This window comes from Bacillus sp. 1NLA3E, assembly GCF_000242895.2.
GTDB lineage: Bacteria > Bacillota > Bacilli > Bacillales > Cytobacillaceae > Bacillus_BU.
This window is the reverse complement of sequence record NC_021171.1, coordinates 2,113,563-2,132,126: the sequence shown is the minus strand read 5'-3', so window position 1 is coordinate 2,132,126 and position 18,564 is coordinate 2,113,563. Positions and strand designations below refer to the sequence as shown.

The 18,564-nt window shown below is 36.3% G+C and carries 16 protein-coding genes and 2 riboswitches; of the genes, 1 reads left to right on the top strand and 15 read right to left on the bottom strand.

Going from position 1 to position 18,564, the window contains the following annotated elements:
- Positions 1-6: 6 nt before the first annotated feature.
- The 14 genes from B1NLA3E_RS10210 to B1NLA3E_RS10165 all read right to left on the bottom strand — a co-directional run bounded on the left by B1NLA3E_RS10210 (position 7) and on the right by B1NLA3E_RS10165 (position 15,783).
- Complete coding sequence (locus B1NLA3E_RS10210; protein WP_015593761.1) at positions 7-2,829, bottom strand: cation-translocating P-type ATPase; 2,823 nt, start codon at positions 2,827-2,829, stop codon at positions 7-9.
- 542 nt (positions 2,830-3,371) lie between these two features.
- Positions 3,372-4,139 (bottom strand): TSUP family transporter, encoded by a 768-nt coding sequence (locus B1NLA3E_RS10205; protein WP_015593760.1) that lies wholly within the window; start codon positions 4,137-4,139, stop codon positions 3,372-3,374.
- 135 nt (positions 4,140-4,274) lie between these two features.
- Positions 4,275-5,879 carry an oxidoreductase gene (locus B1NLA3E_RS10200; protein ID WP_328285177.1) on the bottom strand — a complete coding sequence of 535 codons (1,605 nt, stop codon included), beginning with the start codon at positions 5,877-5,879 and terminating at the stop codon, positions 4,275-4,277.
- A 14-nt stretch (positions 5,880-5,893) separates the two neighbouring features.
- The gene (locus tag B1NLA3E_RS25615) at positions 5,894-6,031 is read right to left on the bottom strand and encodes a hypothetical protein (RefSeq protein ID WP_236619627.1); all 138 of its coding nucleotides are present in this window, start codon (positions 6,029-6,031) and stop codon (positions 5,894-5,896) included.
- A gap of 282 nt (positions 6,032-6,313) precedes the next feature.
- Positions 6,314-6,454: a hypothetical protein gene (locus B1NLA3E_RS25270; protein WP_187292170.1), complete on the bottom strand. Its 141-nt coding sequence runs from the start codon at positions 6,452-6,454 to the stop codon at positions 6,314-6,316.
- Between the two features lie 131 nt (positions 6,455-6,585).
- Positions 6,586-8,409: an APC family permease gene (locus tag B1NLA3E_RS10195; RefSeq protein ID WP_015593758.1), complete on the bottom strand. Its 1,824-nt coding sequence runs from the start codon at positions 8,407-8,409 to the stop codon at positions 6,586-6,588.
- Positions 8,410-8,466: 57 nt separating this feature from the next.
- A complete protein-coding gene (locus tag B1NLA3E_RS10190; RefSeq protein WP_015593757.1) occupies positions 8,467-9,015 on the bottom strand; it encodes a hypothetical protein in 549 nt (182 codons plus the stop codon).
- 291 nt (positions 9,016-9,306) lie between these two features.
- Positions 9,307-9,445, bottom strand: a riboswitch (cyclic di-AMP (ydaO/yuaA leader).
- 571 nt (positions 9,446-10,016) lie between these two features.
- On the bottom strand, positions 10,017-10,169 hold the full coding sequence (locus tag B1NLA3E_RS25890; RefSeq protein WP_328285176.1) for a hypothetical protein: 153 nt from the start codon (positions 10,167-10,169) through the stop codon (positions 10,017-10,019).
- A 267-nt stretch (positions 10,170-10,436) separates the two neighbouring features.
- Positions 10,437-11,117: a transaldolase family protein gene (locus tag B1NLA3E_RS10180; RefSeq protein ID WP_015593755.1), complete on the bottom strand. Its 681-nt coding sequence runs from the start codon at positions 11,115-11,117 to the stop codon at positions 10,437-10,439.
- Positions 11,118-11,536: 419 nt separating this feature from the next.
- A riboswitch (cyclic di-AMP (ydaO/yuaA leader) is annotated at positions 11,537-11,674 on the bottom strand.
- Between the two features lie 351 nt (positions 11,675-12,025).
- Positions 12,026-12,610, bottom strand: a complete 585-nt coding sequence (locus B1NLA3E_RS10175) for a metal-dependent hydrolase (protein WP_015593754.1) — start codon at positions 12,608-12,610, stop codon at positions 12,026-12,028.
- A 761-nt stretch (positions 12,611-13,371) separates the two neighbouring features.
- Positions 13,372-13,518 (bottom strand): hypothetical protein, encoded by a 147-nt coding sequence (locus B1NLA3E_RS25265; RefSeq protein WP_187292169.1) that lies wholly within the window; start codon positions 13,516-13,518, stop codon positions 13,372-13,374.
- A gap of 55 nt (positions 13,519-13,573) precedes the next feature.
- Positions 13,574-13,741, bottom strand: a complete 168-nt coding sequence (locus B1NLA3E_RS25260) for a hypothetical protein (RefSeq protein WP_187292168.1) — start codon at positions 13,739-13,741, stop codon at positions 13,574-13,576.
- Positions 13,742-13,850: 109 nt separating this feature from the next.
- On the bottom strand, positions 13,851-14,657 hold the full coding sequence (locus B1NLA3E_RS10170) for an HAD family hydrolase (RefSeq protein WP_083935183.1): 807 nt from the start codon (positions 14,655-14,657) through the stop codon (positions 13,851-13,853).
- Between the two features lie 154 nt (positions 14,658-14,811).
- Entirely contained in the window at positions 14,812-15,783 is a 972-nt protein-coding gene (locus tag B1NLA3E_RS10165) for a ribose-phosphate diphosphokinase (RefSeq protein WP_041580449.1), read from the bottom strand.
- A gap of 174 nt (positions 15,784-15,957) precedes the next feature.
- Between B1NLA3E_RS10165 and B1NLA3E_RS10160 the strand changes: the two genes are divergently transcribed.
- Positions 15,958-16,725: an alpha/beta fold hydrolase gene (locus tag B1NLA3E_RS10160; RefSeq protein ID WP_015593751.1), complete on the top strand. Its 768-nt coding sequence runs from the start codon at positions 15,958-15,960 to the stop codon at positions 16,723-16,725.
- A gap of 63 nt (positions 16,726-16,788) precedes the next feature.
- Here the strand turns inward: B1NLA3E_RS10160 and B1NLA3E_RS10155 are convergent, their stop codons facing one another.
- Positions 16,789-18,102: an O-acetylhomoserine aminocarboxypropyltransferase/cysteine synthase family protein gene (locus B1NLA3E_RS10155; protein WP_015593750.1), complete on the bottom strand. Its 1,314-nt coding sequence runs from the start codon at positions 18,100-18,102 to the stop codon at positions 16,789-16,791.
- Positions 18,103-18,564 lie beyond the last annotated feature (462 nt).

Below are 18,564 nucleotides of genomic sequence, written 5' to 3'. Positions count from 1 at the left end.
ACTTTTTTATGGTTTCACTTGTGTTTGAGCTAACCTTCTGGAAAAAGCTTTTCGTATTTCTTCAAAAGCTAAGACAATCGGTGGAATACAGAATAGGAAGAGCCAACTTTTCATTCCTATTGGTGCTGTACCAAATGCTACTTGTAATGCAGGAACATACATAATCAATACGAGAAAAAGTACTTGTAAACTAATTCCAATGTTAATGGTTCGATTTTTCCAAAGTCCTTTTTTAAAAATAGATTGATTTTCAGTACGACAATTCATTACGGCAGCAATTTGACTGAAAACAATCGCTGATAGGGTCATCGTAGTAGCTACATTATAAATGTTGCTACCTACTGGAGCCCATCCATGTGCTGAATATCCATTGATATAGTTGACGAAGAAATAGGAAAACATCGAGGCAATAGATGCAAGGACACCATACCAACAGAAGGCTTTTAAAATAATCTTTTTATTCAATAAAGACTCATGCAAGTTTCTCGGAGGTTTGCTCATAGTCCCTTTCTCCGGTTCCTCGGAGCCTAATCCTAATCCGGGAACTAAATCTGTACCTAAGTCTATGAATAAAATTTGCATAATTGTTAATGGCAAAGGTATAATCCCTTTTGAAAACAAGAAAAACACAGATGGAACAGCTTCAGCCATATTGCTATTTAATATATATAGTAAAAATTTCCGAATATTGTTATATACCGCACGGCCTTGTTCAACCGCATTCACAATAGACGCAAAATTATCATCAGTTAATATCATATCGGCTGCTTCTTTTGCAACATCCGTACCAGATATCCCCATCGCGACACCAATGTCTGCTTTCTTTAAAGCTGGCGCATCATTGACACCATCACCGGTAACAGCAACAATTTCTCCCATTTGTTGCAAATTATCCACCACTCGATACTTTTGCTCTGGAGCCACACGGGCAAAAATGATTTCCCCATTTAAGGCAGTTTTTAACTCATCATCAGACATTTTTTCCAATTCCATACCAGATATCACACGTGGATGATCGCCTTCAACAATGCCGATTCTTTTTGCAATACTTTCGGCGGTTAATCCATAATCACCAGTAATCATGACAATACGAATCCCTGCTTTGTGGGCTTCTGCTACAGCATCAGTTACTTCAGGACGAGGTGGATCAGCCATAACTACTAATCCAATAAATGTCATCTTTTGTTCGATATTCTCCGGAGTATAAGAGCTTAAATTAGCGGGGATATCCTTGTCATCTTTACCAATGTAACGGACAGCTAAAGCTAAAACGCGCAACCCTGAGCGAGCATACTCATCATTAGCTGCCATTGCACTTAATTTGATGTCATCTGCTAATGGTGAGACGGTTCCATTGATAAATACTGTATCACACAAATCGATCAATTCTTTTGGAGATCCCTTTGTATAGGCGACGCGATTCTTTTCATTTATTGGTTGACTTAATTGATGAATGGTTGTCATTCTTTTCCTTCTTGAATCAAAATGCAATTCACGAATTCGTGGCAGTTCTTTTTGTAAATATTCAATATGAATCCCTGCTTTTTCGGCAGCCACTCCCAAACATGCCTCTGTCGGGTCACCCAGAACAGTAAAACGTGAATTTTCTTCACTGGGTGCTACAACTCTAGCATTAATGCAAAGACTTGCAGCTGTTACGATTAATTTTAACGCTGAGCTTGATTCTACTGAAATGGCTTGACCATTATCCAATATTTTTCCTTCTGGAGCATATCCAGTACCTGTGACTTCTAATTCTCTGTCTGGCAACCATATATGGTTGACGGTCATTTCGTTTTGGGTTAAAGTTCCGGTTTTATCTGTACAAATAACAGTAGTACAACCCAAAGTCTCAACCGAAGAAAGATGTTTAACCAGGGCATTTTTCTTTACCATCCGTTGTACGCCCTTTGCTAATGAAAGTGTAACAGTTGGATATAAGCCTTCTGGAATAAAAGCAACAATTATCCCTAGTGCAAAAATAAACGATTCCGCAATTGGGTTTTTTACAAAGAATATTGCCATTAAAAAGAAGGCCACACCGAATGCTAGGGCAATAATTGAAATTTGTTTCGTCAACCGATTTAGTTCTTTTTGTAGAGGACTTAATTCATGTGTAACATTTTGAGTTAATTTAGCGATTTTTCCAAATTCAGTATCCATACCGGTCTTTATAACAACAGCTTGTCCAGAACCAGTGGAGACGGTACTCCCTGTAAAAATTAAATTGGAGGTTTCAAAGCTTGTTAAATCATCTCGAAGAATCGCATCGGAAAATTTTCTTACGGGATTCGATTCACCTGTTAAGGCAGATTGATTAATTTGTAATTCGCTTGCTCTAACTAGTCGCGCATCGGCAGATATTTTGTCGCCTTCTTCAACCAACATCACATCTCCTGGAACAAGATCATCCGTTAGAATTTGTACTTCCTGTCCATCCCGAATGACACGGGCGTAGGAGGAGAGCATTCCTTTTAATGCCTCTGTTGCTTTACCAGCACGAAATTCTTGAATAAAACTAAATATCCCATTAATAATATTGACACACCACACGGCTATACCCAGTTCCGGCATCTGAGCAAAAAAGGCAATAGCGCCACTTATCCATAGAAGAATAGCCATCATACTAGTAAAGTTGGCTAGAAATTGTAAATAGAGAGGTTTTCCTTGTTTCTCTTTAATAGTGTTTTTACCGTACTGTTCTAACCTATTTTTTGCTTCTTTTGTCGTTAACCCCTCTTCTTTTGTATGTAATTGTTCAAATACTTGACTTGGAACCAATTTAGATATGGTTTGCTCTACATCCTCAAACTCTTTTTTTGCATCCATTTTAAAGTTCCCCCGTGTATAAACTTTTTAGAATCTTAATAACATACATTTTTATGCTCATAGCGATTTTCTTAATCTTCCCAGACTTTATATGTAAGGTTAAAAAGAGTAACAATTTATTAATTTTTATAGAATTTGAGTATGTAAGTCCTCTCTCTAATCGTAAGAGTATAAATGATTCCTAACGTTTCATAATTTAATATAAAAAATGTTAAAGAAACCACAAATTATATTGTCAATATAATAGTACTACCATTTATGTTAAGTGTATATTTTAATTTTTACGAATTTTGGAAAATAACTTATTAAACCAACCTAATGTATATATCTAACAGAAAATTCCCGGAAATATGATAATAAGGGCTGTATTAAAGTTCATTGTTGATTTTGCTTACATGTAAAAAAACAACCGCAAGCCTTACATAATGAAGGGCTTGCGGTTGTTTGTTATTGATCATCATTTTATAGTGCGAATTACCTAATAATGGTGCATCTATGTTTGAATAGGTTGTGAATTTCTTCTGTTACACCATTCTCCTTCATTAGTAAAAATAATTATAAACATTTTTTGCTAACAATAAAATGGTGACTAATATAAACAGTGCGCGGACATAGCCACTTCCGCGTTTAATCGCAAATTTCGAGCCACAAATCGCTCCCGCAATCTGCGCAAGACCCATCGGTATACCATAGGCATAATTGATTTGTCCTAAGAACATGAACATCAACAATGCTGCAATATTACTACCAAAGTTTAAAAACTTCGCATTCCCGGCAGCCTCTAAAAAATCAAAGCCAATCATTAAAAAAGTAAAAATTAAGAATGACCCTGTGCCGGGACCGATAAATCCATCATAGAACCCTATAACAAAGATAAGCATGATAAAAATAATAAGATGGCGGTTTGCTAATTTTTTATAGGTTGAAATACTGCCCCAATCTTTCTTGAATATGGTATAAATGGCCACAATTGCAAGCATAACAAGCATCAATGGCTTTAGCACTTCAGGATTCATCAAATGGACGGTCCAAGCACCCATCATCGAGCCAATAAAGACGAGTGGAAATAGCTTATAAACGGACGATAAATTGAGCTTACCTGAACGATAAAACATAATCGTACTGGTAAAGGAGCCGACTGACCCAGCTAATTTATTCGTAGCAACAGCTGATGCTGGCGTCAGACCCGTAAAAAGCAACGCTGGTAAGGTAATGAGCCCACCACCACCAACAACAGAATCAATAAATGCCGCTAAAAAGCCAAAAACAATCAAAATGATTAATAACGATGGATCTAAATCAAAGTGCATCTAATCAGCCTTTCTTTTTGTTAATACTGCAAATATATTTGTGATTACTTAAAAATTATTCTACTATCATATAATAATAGTTTACCAGAGTTAAATTAAAAAGGGCTTTACTCCAAAAGAAGTAAAGCCCATCCCTTATACATGTTTATTTGTAACGAGTGATTCAATGACAAATGCTTTTTCAAATCCCTCTTTTATGGCATTTGTAATGGAACCAGGATTTTCGGCATCACCTAAAACAAATACATTGTCAAAATGGTTTTGATAGGACTCTTCTAAAGGATTGTAGGCCTGTGTTCCCATGGAGAACACAACATGATCTACATCAATTACCCTCTGATTCCCTGATTTTCCATCCTCAACAATGATTGAATTCGGAAGAATTTTTGCTACTCTTTGATCTGTGATAATATCAATATTGGCCTTTTTTAGTCGATTCAATAACAGCTCTCTTGTAGGTGGTGTTACTTTGCTACCAGTCTCGGTAGGTACTTCAATCAAAGTCACTTCATTTCTCTGTTTGGCAAGCTGGCTAGTTACACTGTAACAAACCATTCCACTACCCACTACAACGATTTTTTTGTCTGAAAAATCCTTTCGATCCAATAAAACATCTTCATAATCACATACATTCTCAAGGTTAATACCCTCTAAATCCGGCAAAATTGGTTTTGCACCTGTCGCTAAGAAAACAGCATAAGGATTGATTGCCTTGATAGCCTCAATGGAAGCCTCTGTATTTAGGCGAACATCAATATTTAATCGGTCCATTTCATTGCTATGATATTGAATAATCCAATCCATTTTCTCCTTAGCGATTGGTTGTTTCACTAGGTTCAATTGTCCACCGAGTTTATCATCTTTTTCAAAAATCGTAACATCATACCCTTTTAATGTAAGAATTCTAGCCGCTTCCATTCCACCTGGGCCACCACCAACGACTGCCACATTGCGTTTTTCATCAATCGGTTTGATTTCCTTAAACTCTAGTTCTCGGCCTGCACTTATGTTGACTGAGCACTCAATATGGCCATTACCTAATGCCATTTTGACACAATTTAGGCAGGAAATACATTTCCTTATTTCTTTTTCTCGGCCCTCTAATGTTTTCTTAGCCCATTCAGGATCTGCAATTTGCCCACGCCCAATGGCAACAAAGTCGGCTTTCCCCTCTGCTAAAACGGATTCAGCAAACTCAGGTTCCCTAATTACCCCAACAGTAATCACAGGGATGTTAACTTCTTTTTTAATTTCCTCTGCAAGGTAAACTCTCCAGCCTTGTTCATATATTGAAGACTCTATGACTTTATCCATAGAATCATAGTTTCCGGCACTAATATGAAGTCCGTCTACACCAAGTTTTTCTAAATATCGAGAAATGTTCTTACTTAATTCTAAGTCAATTCCTCCATCAACAAACTCATCTGCACTTAATCGGACCGTAACCGGGTAATCCTCACCACATTTTTCCCTAATGCCAATGATAATTTCCTCTAAAAATCTGATTCTATTTTCAAAGCTTCCACCATATTCATCTGTTCGTAAGTTTGTATACGGGCTTAGGAACTGGTTAATTAAATAACCGTGAGCAGCGTGCACTTCTACACCGTCGACACCAGCGGACTTACATCTAACAGCAGCCCTTACAAATTTATTCACTAATTCCTTCACTTCTGCAGTCAGTAGTTCTCTTGGTTCTTCTCCAATCATTGCACAAGTAACTGGACTCGGGGCTACGATTTGGTTCCCACCATTCAGTAGCGAACTTGCTTGTCTTCCGCCATGATGAATCTAGGACCAGCCAGATTGGTTCCCATTGGAGGCATGACAATTCTGTTCTTCAAGGTTAAACTCCCAATTCTTCCTTTTTCAAATAAATGACGATAATTCATAGCCCGTCCTCCTCGAAAGTTTGTTCAATATTTCACAAATAAACATATAATAAATATTTCCAATATTAATTATAAACGAACAAGCCAGAAATTATTGTGAAATAAAAATGAAATTTATTCAGTCGTCTATTTACGAGGGAGATCGATTGTAGCTATGTCCCCCCCTTGGAAGAAAGTTATTTGGGTATTAGAATGGGTATTTTGCATTTATTTGTTTACTTCTATTATAGAAAAACACTTATTTATTGTTTTTCTTTATCTAAGCGTAATCAAAAAGTTTTTTTAATTAAGGAAGATTTTGTCTAAAAAATCGGGGAGATTTTCACTTCTTAAACAATTATCACAAATTAGTAAAACTGTTTTTTCTTTATCTTTTTCAATATCTTCTTCATTATACCCACAAACATTACAAACATTTTCCATTTTTCATCACTCCTTAATACATTTATATGCTTATTTTCGCCTATATCGACCCTTTTAACTCCTATTAACAATAAAAAAATATATAAAAAGCCCAATGAAATCATTGGACTTTTTATATATTAGGTTGAAGATTAATCTTTTAAATGAAATGGAACTGTCGAAACCACAACGTCTTTTCTCTTCAAAAGTAAAGTGCGAATACGAAATGCTGATTGATTGTGTAAAAGGCGATGCCACCACTTATGGGTAATAAATTCAGGTAATAGGACAGTTATTCTCTTTTGGTTACCGTAACGGTTCTCTGCTCGTTTAATAAAATCAATTAATGGCTTTATCAATGTACGGTACCGTGATACCACAACCACTAATCTAACACCTGGATTCCATATTTCCCATTTGGCCTCCATTTTTTTCGCATCCTCAGGTGAAAAAGCAACATAAAAAGCTACAACATCCGGGGTAAGAGATTTTGCATACGAAATGGTGGATACAACCACCTTATGGATACCAGCCACTGGTACAATTACAACCGTTTCCACATTTGGAACAGGCTCGCTTAAGTCAAATCTTAATTGATCAGCTACATTATCATAGTGTTTGCTAATTTTTGTGATTAACCATAATAATAAAGGTGTTATGATGATTACAATCCAAGCACCTTCTTCAAATTTAGTGATACTAAAAATGATTACAACAAAGAAAGTTACAACTCCACCTATTCCATTGATAATTGCTTTTCTTTGCCATCCTTGTGATTTATCTTTACACCATTTCAAGACAAGACCAATTTGTGCCAGAGTAAAAGATAAGAAAACACCAATAGCATAAAGTGGTATTAAAGCTTCAGTTCTGCCACGAAATACAATTAATAAAACACTTGCTAATATTCCCAGTGTGACTATTCCATAGTTAAAAGCTAAACGTTCTCCTCGATTACTAAACATTCGTGGCATATTTTTATCCTGAGCCATTATCGATGCTAAAATCGGAAATCCATTAAAGCTGGTATTTGCCGCTAATACCAATATCGACATAGTTGCAAGCTGAATAATATAATAAAACGCACCACGCCCAAACGCATCTTCTGCAACCAAAGATAATACCGATTTTGCTCCTGTCGGGTCTGGTTGAATATTATAGACTTGTGAAAGCATAGTTACTCCACCAAATATTACAGCCAACAATACCCCTAATGTTAGCATTGTTAGTTTCGCATTCTTTTGGGAAGGATTCCGAAAGTACGGTACAGCATTAGAGATTGCTTCAACTCCTGTAACCGCTGAACACCCCGAAGAAAATGCTTTTAGCAAAATGAACCAAGTTAAACTTGCTGGTAATTCTGTAGGAATAGAAGGATGGGAAGTTGCCTGACCTGTTCCCGTTAGCCAGTCGAAAAAACCTTTCCCTACTAAGATTAACATGCAAATAATAAACAAATAGGTAGGTAAAGCAAAAACATTACCAGATTCAGATGTTCCTCTAAGATTCATCCAAACCATAAACCAAATAAAAACAAGACCAATAGGGACTACATACGGCAAAGCAGAAGGGTAAGCTGAGGTAATTGCCAGTACCCCTGCTGATATAGAAACTGCTACTGTTAATGTATAGTCAATGAGTAATGAAACACCTGCTAAACGCCCCCAAATCATTCCCAAATTTTCTTTTGCGACCATATAGGCTCCTCCGCCTTGAGGATACGCATCGATAACTTGTCTATAACTGATAATAAGAATTGTAATTAATAAAATGATTGCAATAGCAATAGGTAATGAAAAAGAGAACGCAAATGCACCAACAGTTGCAAGTTCAAGTAGAATCATTTCTGTACCATATGCTACTGAAGAAAGAGCATCTGAAGATAAAATAGGTAATGCCTTCCAAATCGGCATTTTTTCTGCTTCTGCTTCTTCTGATTTTAATGGTCGCCCAAATAATATCCTTTTAAATGTCATTAATTCTTCCCCCTGAATATAGGTTCTTTTTTTATAAATAAAAAAAACCCCAATGAATTAAGTAGAGTATTCATCTGAAATGAGATGAACATTATGTTCTAAATTGATAAGATTAATGAACTTTTTTATATCATTTTCCGATTCACTAATACCAATATGCTCAATCCAAAGGGAATTATTTGTTTTTTGAATACATGTCATTGAACAAGGAAAGTGTTTGCATGATTTTATGATATACCACCCTGCTTTTTTCCCTTTCCAATTTTCTTGATAATTTGTATTATTAGGTAATTTAATTCGTTTTTCCCAAAGTCCTTTTTCCTGTTCCTCTCGAATGACTTGATAAACATCAGCAATTTGATCTACTTGATTTACAAGGTTTTTCCATTGACCACAATTAATATAGTTAATTAAATCGTTCTTATTATCACTAAACCAGTAACCGTTTATATATCTGAAACCATTTTGTATATTCCAGACAGCACCAAACATCCTATAACGCATTGTAAATATATCCAGTTGCTTATTCACTATCCCAAAATAAGTTTGAACAGCGTTATTTTTTAAAAAAACTTTTTCCTTTAAAGCCCTAAGAGATTGGTTCAATTTTTAATCCCCCCTATTCCTTACATAATCAGTATTTCCAGAAATTAAAAAAACATGAAAATCTGTATTCTTAAGTTAGAATAATCATTAAAATCTTTATTACTGCAGTAATGAAACCAACATTTCAAAATGTATCACTTATCATAGGCTTTTTTATATTCAAAGAGTTCATTTTTTAGCTTCCTTTTTCTCCCTTTTATTTTTTGCAAACAAAAAAAGACCTCAAAATCATGAGAAGGCTTTTCTTGTAAAAAGAGCACAAAAAAAGCACCTTTCATCAGGTGGTCTTTTGACCTCCTTCGCTTTAGCCGACGAAGTTAGCTGACGGGTAGGATGGCGAAAGAGTTTCACATCCCTTCTACAAATTTGTAGAATTAACCCCAAAAAAATGGTTCCTCCGTTCCCTTTCGGGATTAGACTGTATAAGATTATTTGCTATGAGGATGATATTACTCCCAAGGGTAATAAATGTAAAAGTCCAAAATAGCTCAAAAACAACTTAATTTGGCTATAATCACGGTAAAAAACGCTTTCATTTAAATAATGCTAATTAAATCTCATTATTTTGCTGTTTTTCTTAAATTTTTAATTTGTTTTAAAAATAAATCAGAAGATTTCTCTTTGACTTGAAATGAACAGAGTTAATAAAAGGCTAACATCCTATAATTAGTAAAACCATCTCATCCCCAAATGAATAATGGAGCAGTACAAAAGTTTTCGTGTATTTATTAAAATGCAGCTTACCAGCCATCAACTGCATTCTATCATGTCAAAACTTAATATACTTATTTTTCATTTTAAATTATCAGTAATTAATGATAATATCAGTAATACTCCCATCACAGACCCCGCCAAAATGGCTATTCTTAGACCTTTCTTATTAATTGATGAGGTTTTTTTGCTTCTTGAAAGGGGTGAACGAAAATATAGAATAGCACCTAAACCAATAATAACTGCCTCCAGAATTAAACTAGCAATGGGCCATTTCCAAAGACCAAATCCTAATAAAGGAAGATTTCCAAAATCCCCTGGAAAATGGGCATTTCCGGCCGGTGTAGGATTAAATCCAGAATCCAATGACTCAATACAGTCGCGGCGATTACAATCCCTCTCATCTTCCCCCACGTTCTCCACGCCAGCCACCCCGCAATCATTACAATAAGCAACGCTAATACTAAAGAGTGGGTGTAATTAGCATGAATGAGTATTACCTTTCCTTCTCCATTTCCTATTGGTTCTATCGTTTCCACTCCAGCCACAAACAAAGGGACAGTATGAATTAATGTTTGTGAACTGTACTAAATCGCAAATGTAACTGCCCTCCCTATCAGCATGCTAAGGAATGCCCGGAGATAGCCTTCAATCGTTGTCCGGATTCCCCGAACAGTAAACTTAGGTGCTCGCTGGCAATAAAAAATATATTAAGAATTAATTAGGCTGGTCTTATCCGTTCCGTATACTTTTTGCCATTGCTCTTTAAAGACTAAAACATCATCAAGAGTAGATGGGAATGCGATAAATTTCTCGATTAAATCTGGTCCAACCGTTACTGTATGTGCTCCAGAAAGACATACATCATGTACTTGTTGAACATTTTTAAAACTGGCGGCTAATATTTCAGTTGGTAACTGATAGGCCGAAAATAATTCTGCGATTTCCGTAACCACCTTAACACCGTTTTCAGTTAAATTATCTATTCGGTTCACATATGGTGATACATATTTTGCACCTGCCAGTGACGCGATCAGTGCTTGAAATGAAGTATATATCGTTGTTCCCAGTGTGGGAATATTGTCTTTTGCAAGTAATTTTATGGCTTTAATGCCTTCTTTGGTTACTGGAATCTTAACAACTACCTTGCCTAATAACTGGTGGTTAATAAATTTGGCCTCATCAACCATTTCTTCTGTGGTATCACCCACAACTTGGACAAATAATTCCTTTCCCCCGCCAATTACTTCTCTAATTTCTTTTAGTAGCCCTAAGTAAGGACGATTTTCTTTGGCAATAATAGACGGATTAGTTGTAACACCAGCAATAGGATAATAATCATTTAGGTAGGCAATTTGTTTTACATCTGCTGAATCAATATAAAGTCTCATCTGTTTTTTCCTCCCATTAATAGAAGCTTAACCATAAATAGATTAAGTCTTTTGTTTAGTATTCAACTATTAAAAGGGATATAAACGTAAAATATCTTCTCACTTACTATTTTTAGTTCCGAATCCAATCCAATATCGGGAATTTCTTTATCTTTACCTACCTTACCTCATCGCTAAGCCTTATCCTTCCTTTTATCACGGATAAGCGTGATTTAAAGATTCCTGTCATGCTCTCAACTGAGAGGGGGGAAGACCTAAGGTTAATCAACAAAATTGAAAAAAGCAATATACAGCACAGTTGAAGGGTAAGCTGAAGTAATTGCCAGTTCCCCTGCTGATATTGAAACTGCTACAGTTAAGGTATAGTTATTATTGTTAAAAAGAGCACAAAAAAAGCACCTTACATAAGGTGTTCTTCTGACCTCCTTCGCTTTAGTCGACGAAGTTAGCGACGGATAGGATGGCGAAAGAGTTTCACATCCCTTCTACAAATCTGTAGAAATAACCCCCAAAAAATGGTTCCTCCATTCCCTTTCGGGATTAGACTGTATAAAAATTATTTACTATGAGGATGATATTACTCCCTAGGGTAATAAATGTTAAAGTCCAAAATAGCTCAAAAACAACATAATTTGGCTTTTATCACCGTAAAAAACGCTATCATTTAAATAATGCTAATTAAATCTCTTATTTTGCTGTTTTTCTTCAATTTTCAATTTGTCTTTTAAATAGATGAGTAGATTTCTCTTTGACTTGCAATAGCCAAAGGCTAACATCCCATAATTAGTAAAACCACCTCATCCCAAATGAATAATGGAGCAGTACAAAAGTTTTCGCGTATTTATTAAAATGCCGCTGACCAGCCATCAACTGCATTCTATCTAGTCAAAACTTACTTTTCTTATTTTTCATTTTAAATTATCAGTAATTAATGATAATATCAGTAGCACTCCCATCACTGACCCAGCCAAAATCGCTATTCTTAGACCTTTCTTATTACTTGATGAGGTTTTTTTGCTTCTTAAAAGGGCTGAACGAAAATATAGAATAGTACCTAAACCAATAATAACTGCCTCCACTATTAAACTAGCAACTGGCCATTTCCAAAGACCAAATCCTAATAAAGGAAGATTTCCAAAATCCCCTGGTAAAATGGGCATATCCGGCCTGTGTACGATTAAATCCAGAATCCAATGACTAAATACAGTAGTGGCGATTATAATCCCACTCCTCTTCCCCCACCTTTTCCATGCCAGCCACCCCGCAATCATTACAATTAATAAGGCTCCCACTAAAGAGTGGGTGTAATTTGCATGAATAAGGATTTCCTTTCCTTCTCCATTTCCTATTGGTTCTATTGATTCCACTCCAGCCACAAACAAAGGGACAAAAAGGATATCAAGTAATTGTGTGCTGATCATCAATGCCCATAGAGGGACTTTAGGTTCTTTCGCCTTTACGACTGCAGCCAATCCGAAATGACCTGCAAACATTATTCCACTCCCTTTGTCTCATTTTTAGAAATACGAGCATCCATCCAACCGCAGCCAAATGTGAAAAGAAAAACAAATAAGATAAAAGCCATTGTTTATCATCTCCTCTTGATAGGATTCCGTCTCCCAACATAAAACCAAAAAAATGTTCGGGGAACCTTCCATTTGTTAAAAGATCCCAGAAGTTTTTTCTGCTCCTTTATTCCTCTTATTAGGAATCTATTCGGGAAGTCACTGTCCCTTGCATACTAATTTTGTTATCTAGTTTTCTCACAAAGTTAAATAAGCTATAAAGGATTGGAACATTAAAAATGTTAGGAGTGTCGAAGATAAGGGATATCCACATTGGGATACTTCTCATTCTTAACCTCTCTCCAGGTGTATACTCCTTCATAATCGATCTCATCATAAATTTCCTCTCACATCCTCTCGTTGTTTTTTCGTTTTTTCTTCTAATTATAAGATATATTTTTACAATTCATCCAAAATTTACAAAACTGTTACAAAACATTATTCTTTATCCCTATTTTCGTTCTCATATGGAGTTACTGTCCTTAAATTTGACCCACCCTGTTTGTTCACCAGATTAAAATTAAAAAGAGCTTTACTCAAATATTAGTAAAGCCCCCCGCCAATTAAATTTAAACATATATACAGTTAATACACTTCAAGAAATATGGAACATCCTTTATTCAAGATTTTTCAAGAATCACTGTGACACGTAAAGGAAATACACTGCCAAAATATTCTTAACTGTTAGTCTATCGGTTACGTCCAGATTTATTCTTACCAACATTATCATTAGGCGAATCGCCCGTTCCATTCTTACTTCTACTTTCCGGTGTTCCATATATTTGATTATCTTTTGTAACTTTAGCGCCCTCTAGAAAATTATCCTTAGTCTTCATTCTTCTCATCTCCTGAACAATAGTAAATAAATGAATGACTGGCCTAGTATGAGGACTATCTAATTCGTCCTTCTATCCCGTCATCTCCAATAATCTTCTCGCCAATTTTAGGCTTGCCTGCGAGTTTGGACTCCTTTGTATCGTGTTTAAACTCAGCTTCTGTAGCTCCAGTTGATATTAAAGGTTCTCCCACAAAATCATATGACTTATTGTTTTCTGGCATTTTATCACTCCTTTCCAACCTTCATATGTTTTGTTTAGAAGACAAGAAACATACAAAATAATCAATTTAAACTTAGGTTTTGGATAGGACTGAGAAAAGGAACTGCTTTTTATGTAAATAGATTGTCTTCCTTTTCTTTTCGATAATCAGTATCATAAACCTGATCGTAGTTATTTTTAAATCTACCTTCTTTTAAAATGTGATGACCAATTGCATCGGGTACTTCACTAAGTGTATTCAATGTAAAATATGCCCCTTTAGGCTCCACCTTTACTTCCACTTCGTTGTATTGCCATTCTATTTCAGCAGGAATATATATCGCATTGAGTTCCTTTTCCAGTGCTGGCACGATATCCGTTCTTAATGAGTTTCCAATCATCCAAGTGATTTCCGGATCGGCATCAATTGTTTTCAATATATCCGATAATGCGGTGGTATCTTTATGTTCTGAAATAAAGATACGGTGATCAAAATAGGTAGTGAGTTCTAACTGAGCTATTTTCCTCCGTTGATTAGCCTCATCTCCACCTGTGTGCAAATACAATTCGTGCCCTTCATCTTTTAGGCGTTTCAGTGTTTCATTCATAAAAGGAAGAGGTTCTACAGGAATTTTAAATACCTTAAAACCCAATTCTCTTAAAAATTCGATATTAGATTTCTTCTTTTCTTTTCCTGTTAAGTCACAAAAGTAATAATACGAATTAACAAAGGACTCAGGAAAACGATCTGATCTTAAACCGTGCGCTGAAATGGCTTCTAAATCTATTTCAAGTTGTTTCTGTCTAATTTCTTCTCTTGTTAAAGAGTCAAACCATGTGGTCATTTGATCTACAAACATTCCTATAACTTGGTTAAAATATCTATTACAATAGGCTAGTGTATCGTCAAGATTAAATAAAATAGTTTGCTTTTCCATTTTCCGCCCTTCCTTCTCCTGATTTTCTCCGGCTCTCCTTATATTCCCACCATTTTTGGTCAATATAACTTTTTTCCAAAAAAAAGAGCGCAGGGACGGTTCTATGCATCCTTTGGAAGCATAAGATCCGTTCCTGCGCTCGCTAGCACTCACTTTATTGTTTACAAACAAAACTAAACTCAAATAAAGGACTGACTGATTTTTCATTATGAATACGGTTAATGGCCTCTACCAACAATGGGGCAACTGATAGGATCGTCATTTTATCTATCATTTTCCCTTCAGGCACTTTAATGGTGTTTGTCACTACTAATTCTTTAATCGGGGATGCCTCAATCTTTCTGATTGCGGACTCTAAGAAAACAGCGTGTGTGCAGCAAGCATAGATAGCTATTGCCCCTTCTTTTTCTAAAGCGTGAGCGGCTGTTGTAATGGTTTCTGCAGTATTAATTAGATCATCAAATAAAATGGCAGTTTTCCCTTTTACATTTCCAATAACATTCACGTTTTCGGTGAAATTTTGCTCAGGTGCTCGTTCATCGATTAAAGCAATCGGAGTATTTAACTGGCTGGCCATTTTTCGTGCTCTCGTAACCCCACCTTTATGTGGTGCAACTACAACGACATCTTCCAGTCCTTTTTTTTCAAAATAATGAGATAGGATAGGAGCACCTCTTAATTCATCTACAGGTATATCGAAAAATCCCTGCATTTGTGGAGAATGGAAGTCCATTGTAATAATCCTTGTTGCTCCTGCTTTTTCTAAAAGGTTTGCTACTAATTTCGCTGAGATTGGTTCACGTGGACCGGCTTGACGATCTTGTCGCGAGTACCCGAAGTAAGGTATCACAACGTTAATCTCTTTGGCTGAAGCCCTTTTCATTGCATCAACCATAATGAGAAGTTCCATAATATGTGTATTGACTGGCTGTGAAGTGGACTGAACTAGATATACATCACATCCGCGGACACTTTCTTCAATGTTAATTTGAATTTCCCCATCACTAAATTGTTTAACGGAGCAGTTTCCCAATTCACATCCCAAAAGCTGTGCCATCTCTGCTGCAAGTTCTGGATTGGAATTTAATGTAAAAATTTTAAGACCATTTTTGAGTTGATTATTCACCTTTTTCCCCCTAGTAAAGATGTTCTCTATCAATTACCTATTCAACTTTATTTTACTATAACCGCCTCTAGGCTTCACTGAAAATATTAAAAAATTATTTTAATGTTAAAATAAATTAAATTTGACCCCTGTTTAAATCTGAATTTTCCTGAACAAACTAAGGTTTAATGACTTTTGTGTTTAGGAGGAAATTCCATCATAAATTTTTTTGAAAAAGGGTCCGGAGAGCCGCTTCTTTTAATTCACGGCTTAGGCAATAATCTTCAGCTTTGGAACAGTCAAAATATTTTGGCTAACAACCATCATTTAATCATTCCTGAATTAAGGGGGCATGGCGATTCAACCATTTCAACTGGGATGAATGTTACTACATATGTTTCCGATATCCTTGCACTTTTAAACAGGCTTAAGCTAGAAAAGGTAAATGTGTGTGGTTTATCATTAGGAGGGATCATTGCCCAAGAATTGTATTTGAGGAAACCTTCAGTGGTTAAATCATTAATTCTATGTAATACGATTTCTTACACACCTTTCATTTTTAGAAATTTCATTTTATTTTTCGGCTTCAAAAACATCCTCGAAAAATCAAAGGGAGAATTAATAAAATTTTTCGCATCACAATGTATCTATAACAATGGGGATGCAGAGTTATTGAGAACTGCCGAATCCACCTTTTCAATCAATAAAATGGCTTATATTCAATCTTCTCTCTCTTCTTTGGCTAGGAATTATCTCCCGTTTCTCCCTTTTATTAAAATTCCCGTTTTAGTTTTGGGCAGCAACAAAGATAGGGTTACACCTGTTTTTTCTGCTCTGCAAACCTATTCGTTTATACCTCATTCCGAATTACATATCTTCAAGGAATGCGGACATCTTTCGAATATCGAAAAAAAGGATGAATTTAATCATAAGGTCCTTTCCTTTTTGTCCAAAATTAGTTAAAAGAGCATGGGGACGGTCTTCATCCTTCCTTTGGAAGCAGAAGAACCATCCCCATGAATTCCCTCATTTTACAGTTTGAACAGTCAGACTTGCTAATTTCAAAGCTTGATCAATATCTACTATAATATCGTCTATGTCTTCCAAGCCAACAGAAATGCGAACGAGTTCCGGAGTCACGCCGGTTCTGACCTGCTCTTCTGGTGATAACCTCGAATGCGATGTACTAGCTGGATGAATCACCAATGTCTTAGAGTCCCCTATATTCGCGACATGGGATAGCAATTGAACAGAATTTATGAACCGTTTTGCTGGCTCCAAGCCACCCTTAATTCCAAAACTAAAGATGGAACCCGCACCTTTCGGTAAATATTTCTTGGCAATATCATTTTGGGGATTACCTTCTAGTGTCGGATAATTCACCCATGAAACTTGTTCATGATGGGCAAGATATTCTGCTACCTTTTGTGCATTACTAACATGCTGTTTCACTCGAAAGGATAATGACTCTAAGCCTTGAATGAATAACCAACCATTAAACGGGGATAAAGAAGCACCTAAATCATGCCCCAGTTCAAAACGTACTTTCGCAATAAAAGCTTTCTCCTGCGCCACTTCCACAAATGAACGATGATTTAAATTTGGATTCACTTCCGTAAACTCAGGAAATTTACCGTTTTCCCAGTTAAACGTCCCTGCATCAACAATTGCCCCGCCAATCGACGTACCGTGACCACCAATAAATTTAGTAGTCGAGTGAATGACAATATCGGCACCAAAAGCAATCGGCTGGATTAAGTATGGTGTTGTAAACGTATTATCAATGACTAACGGAACCTCATGTTGATGCGCGATTTGACTTAAAGCTTCAATATCGGCAATTTGCAAACTTGGATTTCCGATTGTCTCTGTATAAACCGCTTTTGTTTTTTCATTAATGGCTGCTTCAACCGCACTCAAATCATTCCCATCCACAAAACGAACGTTCACGCCAAATCTCGGGAAGGTTTTAGCAAATAACGCAAAAGTCCCTCCATATAAAGCGTTGGTGGCAACAATTTCATCTCCAGACTTTGCAATTGTCAGCAAGGCTAGAGCAATCGCTGCCTGTCCAGACGAAACAGCAAAAGCCCCAACTCCACCTTCTAACCCTGCTAGTCTTTTCTCAAACACATCAATCGTTGGATTAGCATTTCTAGAATATATATAGCCCTCACCATTCATTTTGAAAAGTTCCGCAGCATGTTCGGTACTATCAAACAAATAGGACGTTGTTTGATAAATGGGCACAGCTCTTGAACGTGTAATCGGATCAACGGTTTGCCCTTCATGTAATGCAATCGTATCAAAATGGAATGATTGATTTCTTTCATTCGTCATAATGTTAACCCTTCTTTTTTTAGGCTCTGTTAAACTCCCTCAGTTTAATGCGATTTTCTCCCGAATGCTCGCTAATTCGCAGGATTTCATAGTCCCATATTTTGAATTAACAGTTAAGTGGAATGAATTCAGATCATTATTGGCTCGTGGAGGCATAGTGAAATAAAGGGATAAATAATAACCCCAATTTTTACCATGTGATGTACATGCTCCACGCCGCCCCTGGAGGCTTTCCCTCCCATGTCTCAACGGGTCAATTGCCCTTTCATTCCTTCGTCATGCCTACCCAAGGGGTGGAGGCCAGTCAAGCTAGATTAATGGGTCTATGCCCTTTTGTTTAACAAATCTGGTACTCCGTACATATTTATTATCCTGCGAATAAGCCAGCATTCGGTTTATACAATTCTGTTATCTAATTTATTTTTGGTGTCACATTTAAGAAATCAGATTTAGTTCAAGGTT

Bases quoted from the DNA above. Each gene is read 5' to 3' on its own strand.
- B1NLA3E_RS10155 (WP_015593750.1), bottom strand. From the start codon at position 18,102: ATGACGAATGAAAGAAATCAATCATTCCATTTTGATACGATTGCATTA.
- B1NLA3E_RS25265 (WP_187292169.1), bottom strand. From the start codon at position 13,518: ATGAAGACTAAGGATAATTTTCTAGAGGGCGCTAAAGTTACAAAAGAT.
- B1NLA3E_RS10170 (WP_083935183.1), bottom strand. From the start codon at position 14,657: ATGGAAAAGCAAACTATTTTATTTAATCTTGACGATACACTAGCCTAT.
- B1NLA3E_RS10205 (WP_015593760.1), bottom strand. From the start codon at position 4,139: ATGCACTTTGATTTAGATCCATCGTTATTAATCATTTTGATTGTTTTT.
- B1NLA3E_RS25615 (WP_236619627.1), bottom strand. From the start codon at position 6,031: ATGAATTATCGTCATTTATTTGAAAAAGGAAGAATTGGGAGTTTAACC.
- B1NLA3E_RS10195 (WP_015593758.1), bottom strand. From the start codon at position 8,409: ATGACATTTAAAAGGATATTATTTGGGCGACCATTAAAATCAGAAGAA.
- B1NLA3E_RS10210 (WP_015593761.1), bottom strand. From the start codon at position 2,829: ATGGATGCAAAAAAAGAGTTTGAGGATGTAGAGCAAACCATATCTAAA.
- B1NLA3E_RS10175 (WP_015593754.1), bottom strand. From the start codon at position 12,610: ATGTTTGCAGGTCATTTCGGATTGGCTGCAGTCGTAAAGGCGAAAGAA.
- B1NLA3E_RS25270 (WP_187292170.1), bottom strand. From the start codon at position 6,454: ATGGAAAATGTTTGTAATGTTTGTGGGTATAATGAAGAAGATATTGAA.
- B1NLA3E_RS25890 (WP_328285176.1), bottom strand. From the start codon at position 10,169: ATGATTGCGGGGTGGCTGGCGTGGAGAACGTGGGGGAAGATGAGAGGG.
- B1NLA3E_RS25260 (WP_187292168.1), bottom strand. From the start codon at position 13,741: ATGCCAGAAAACAATAAGTCATATGATTTTGTGGGAGAACCTTTAATA.
- B1NLA3E_RS10180 (WP_015593755.1), bottom strand. From the start codon at position 11,117: ATGAGACTTTATATTGATTCAGCAGATGTAAAACAAATTGCCTACCTA.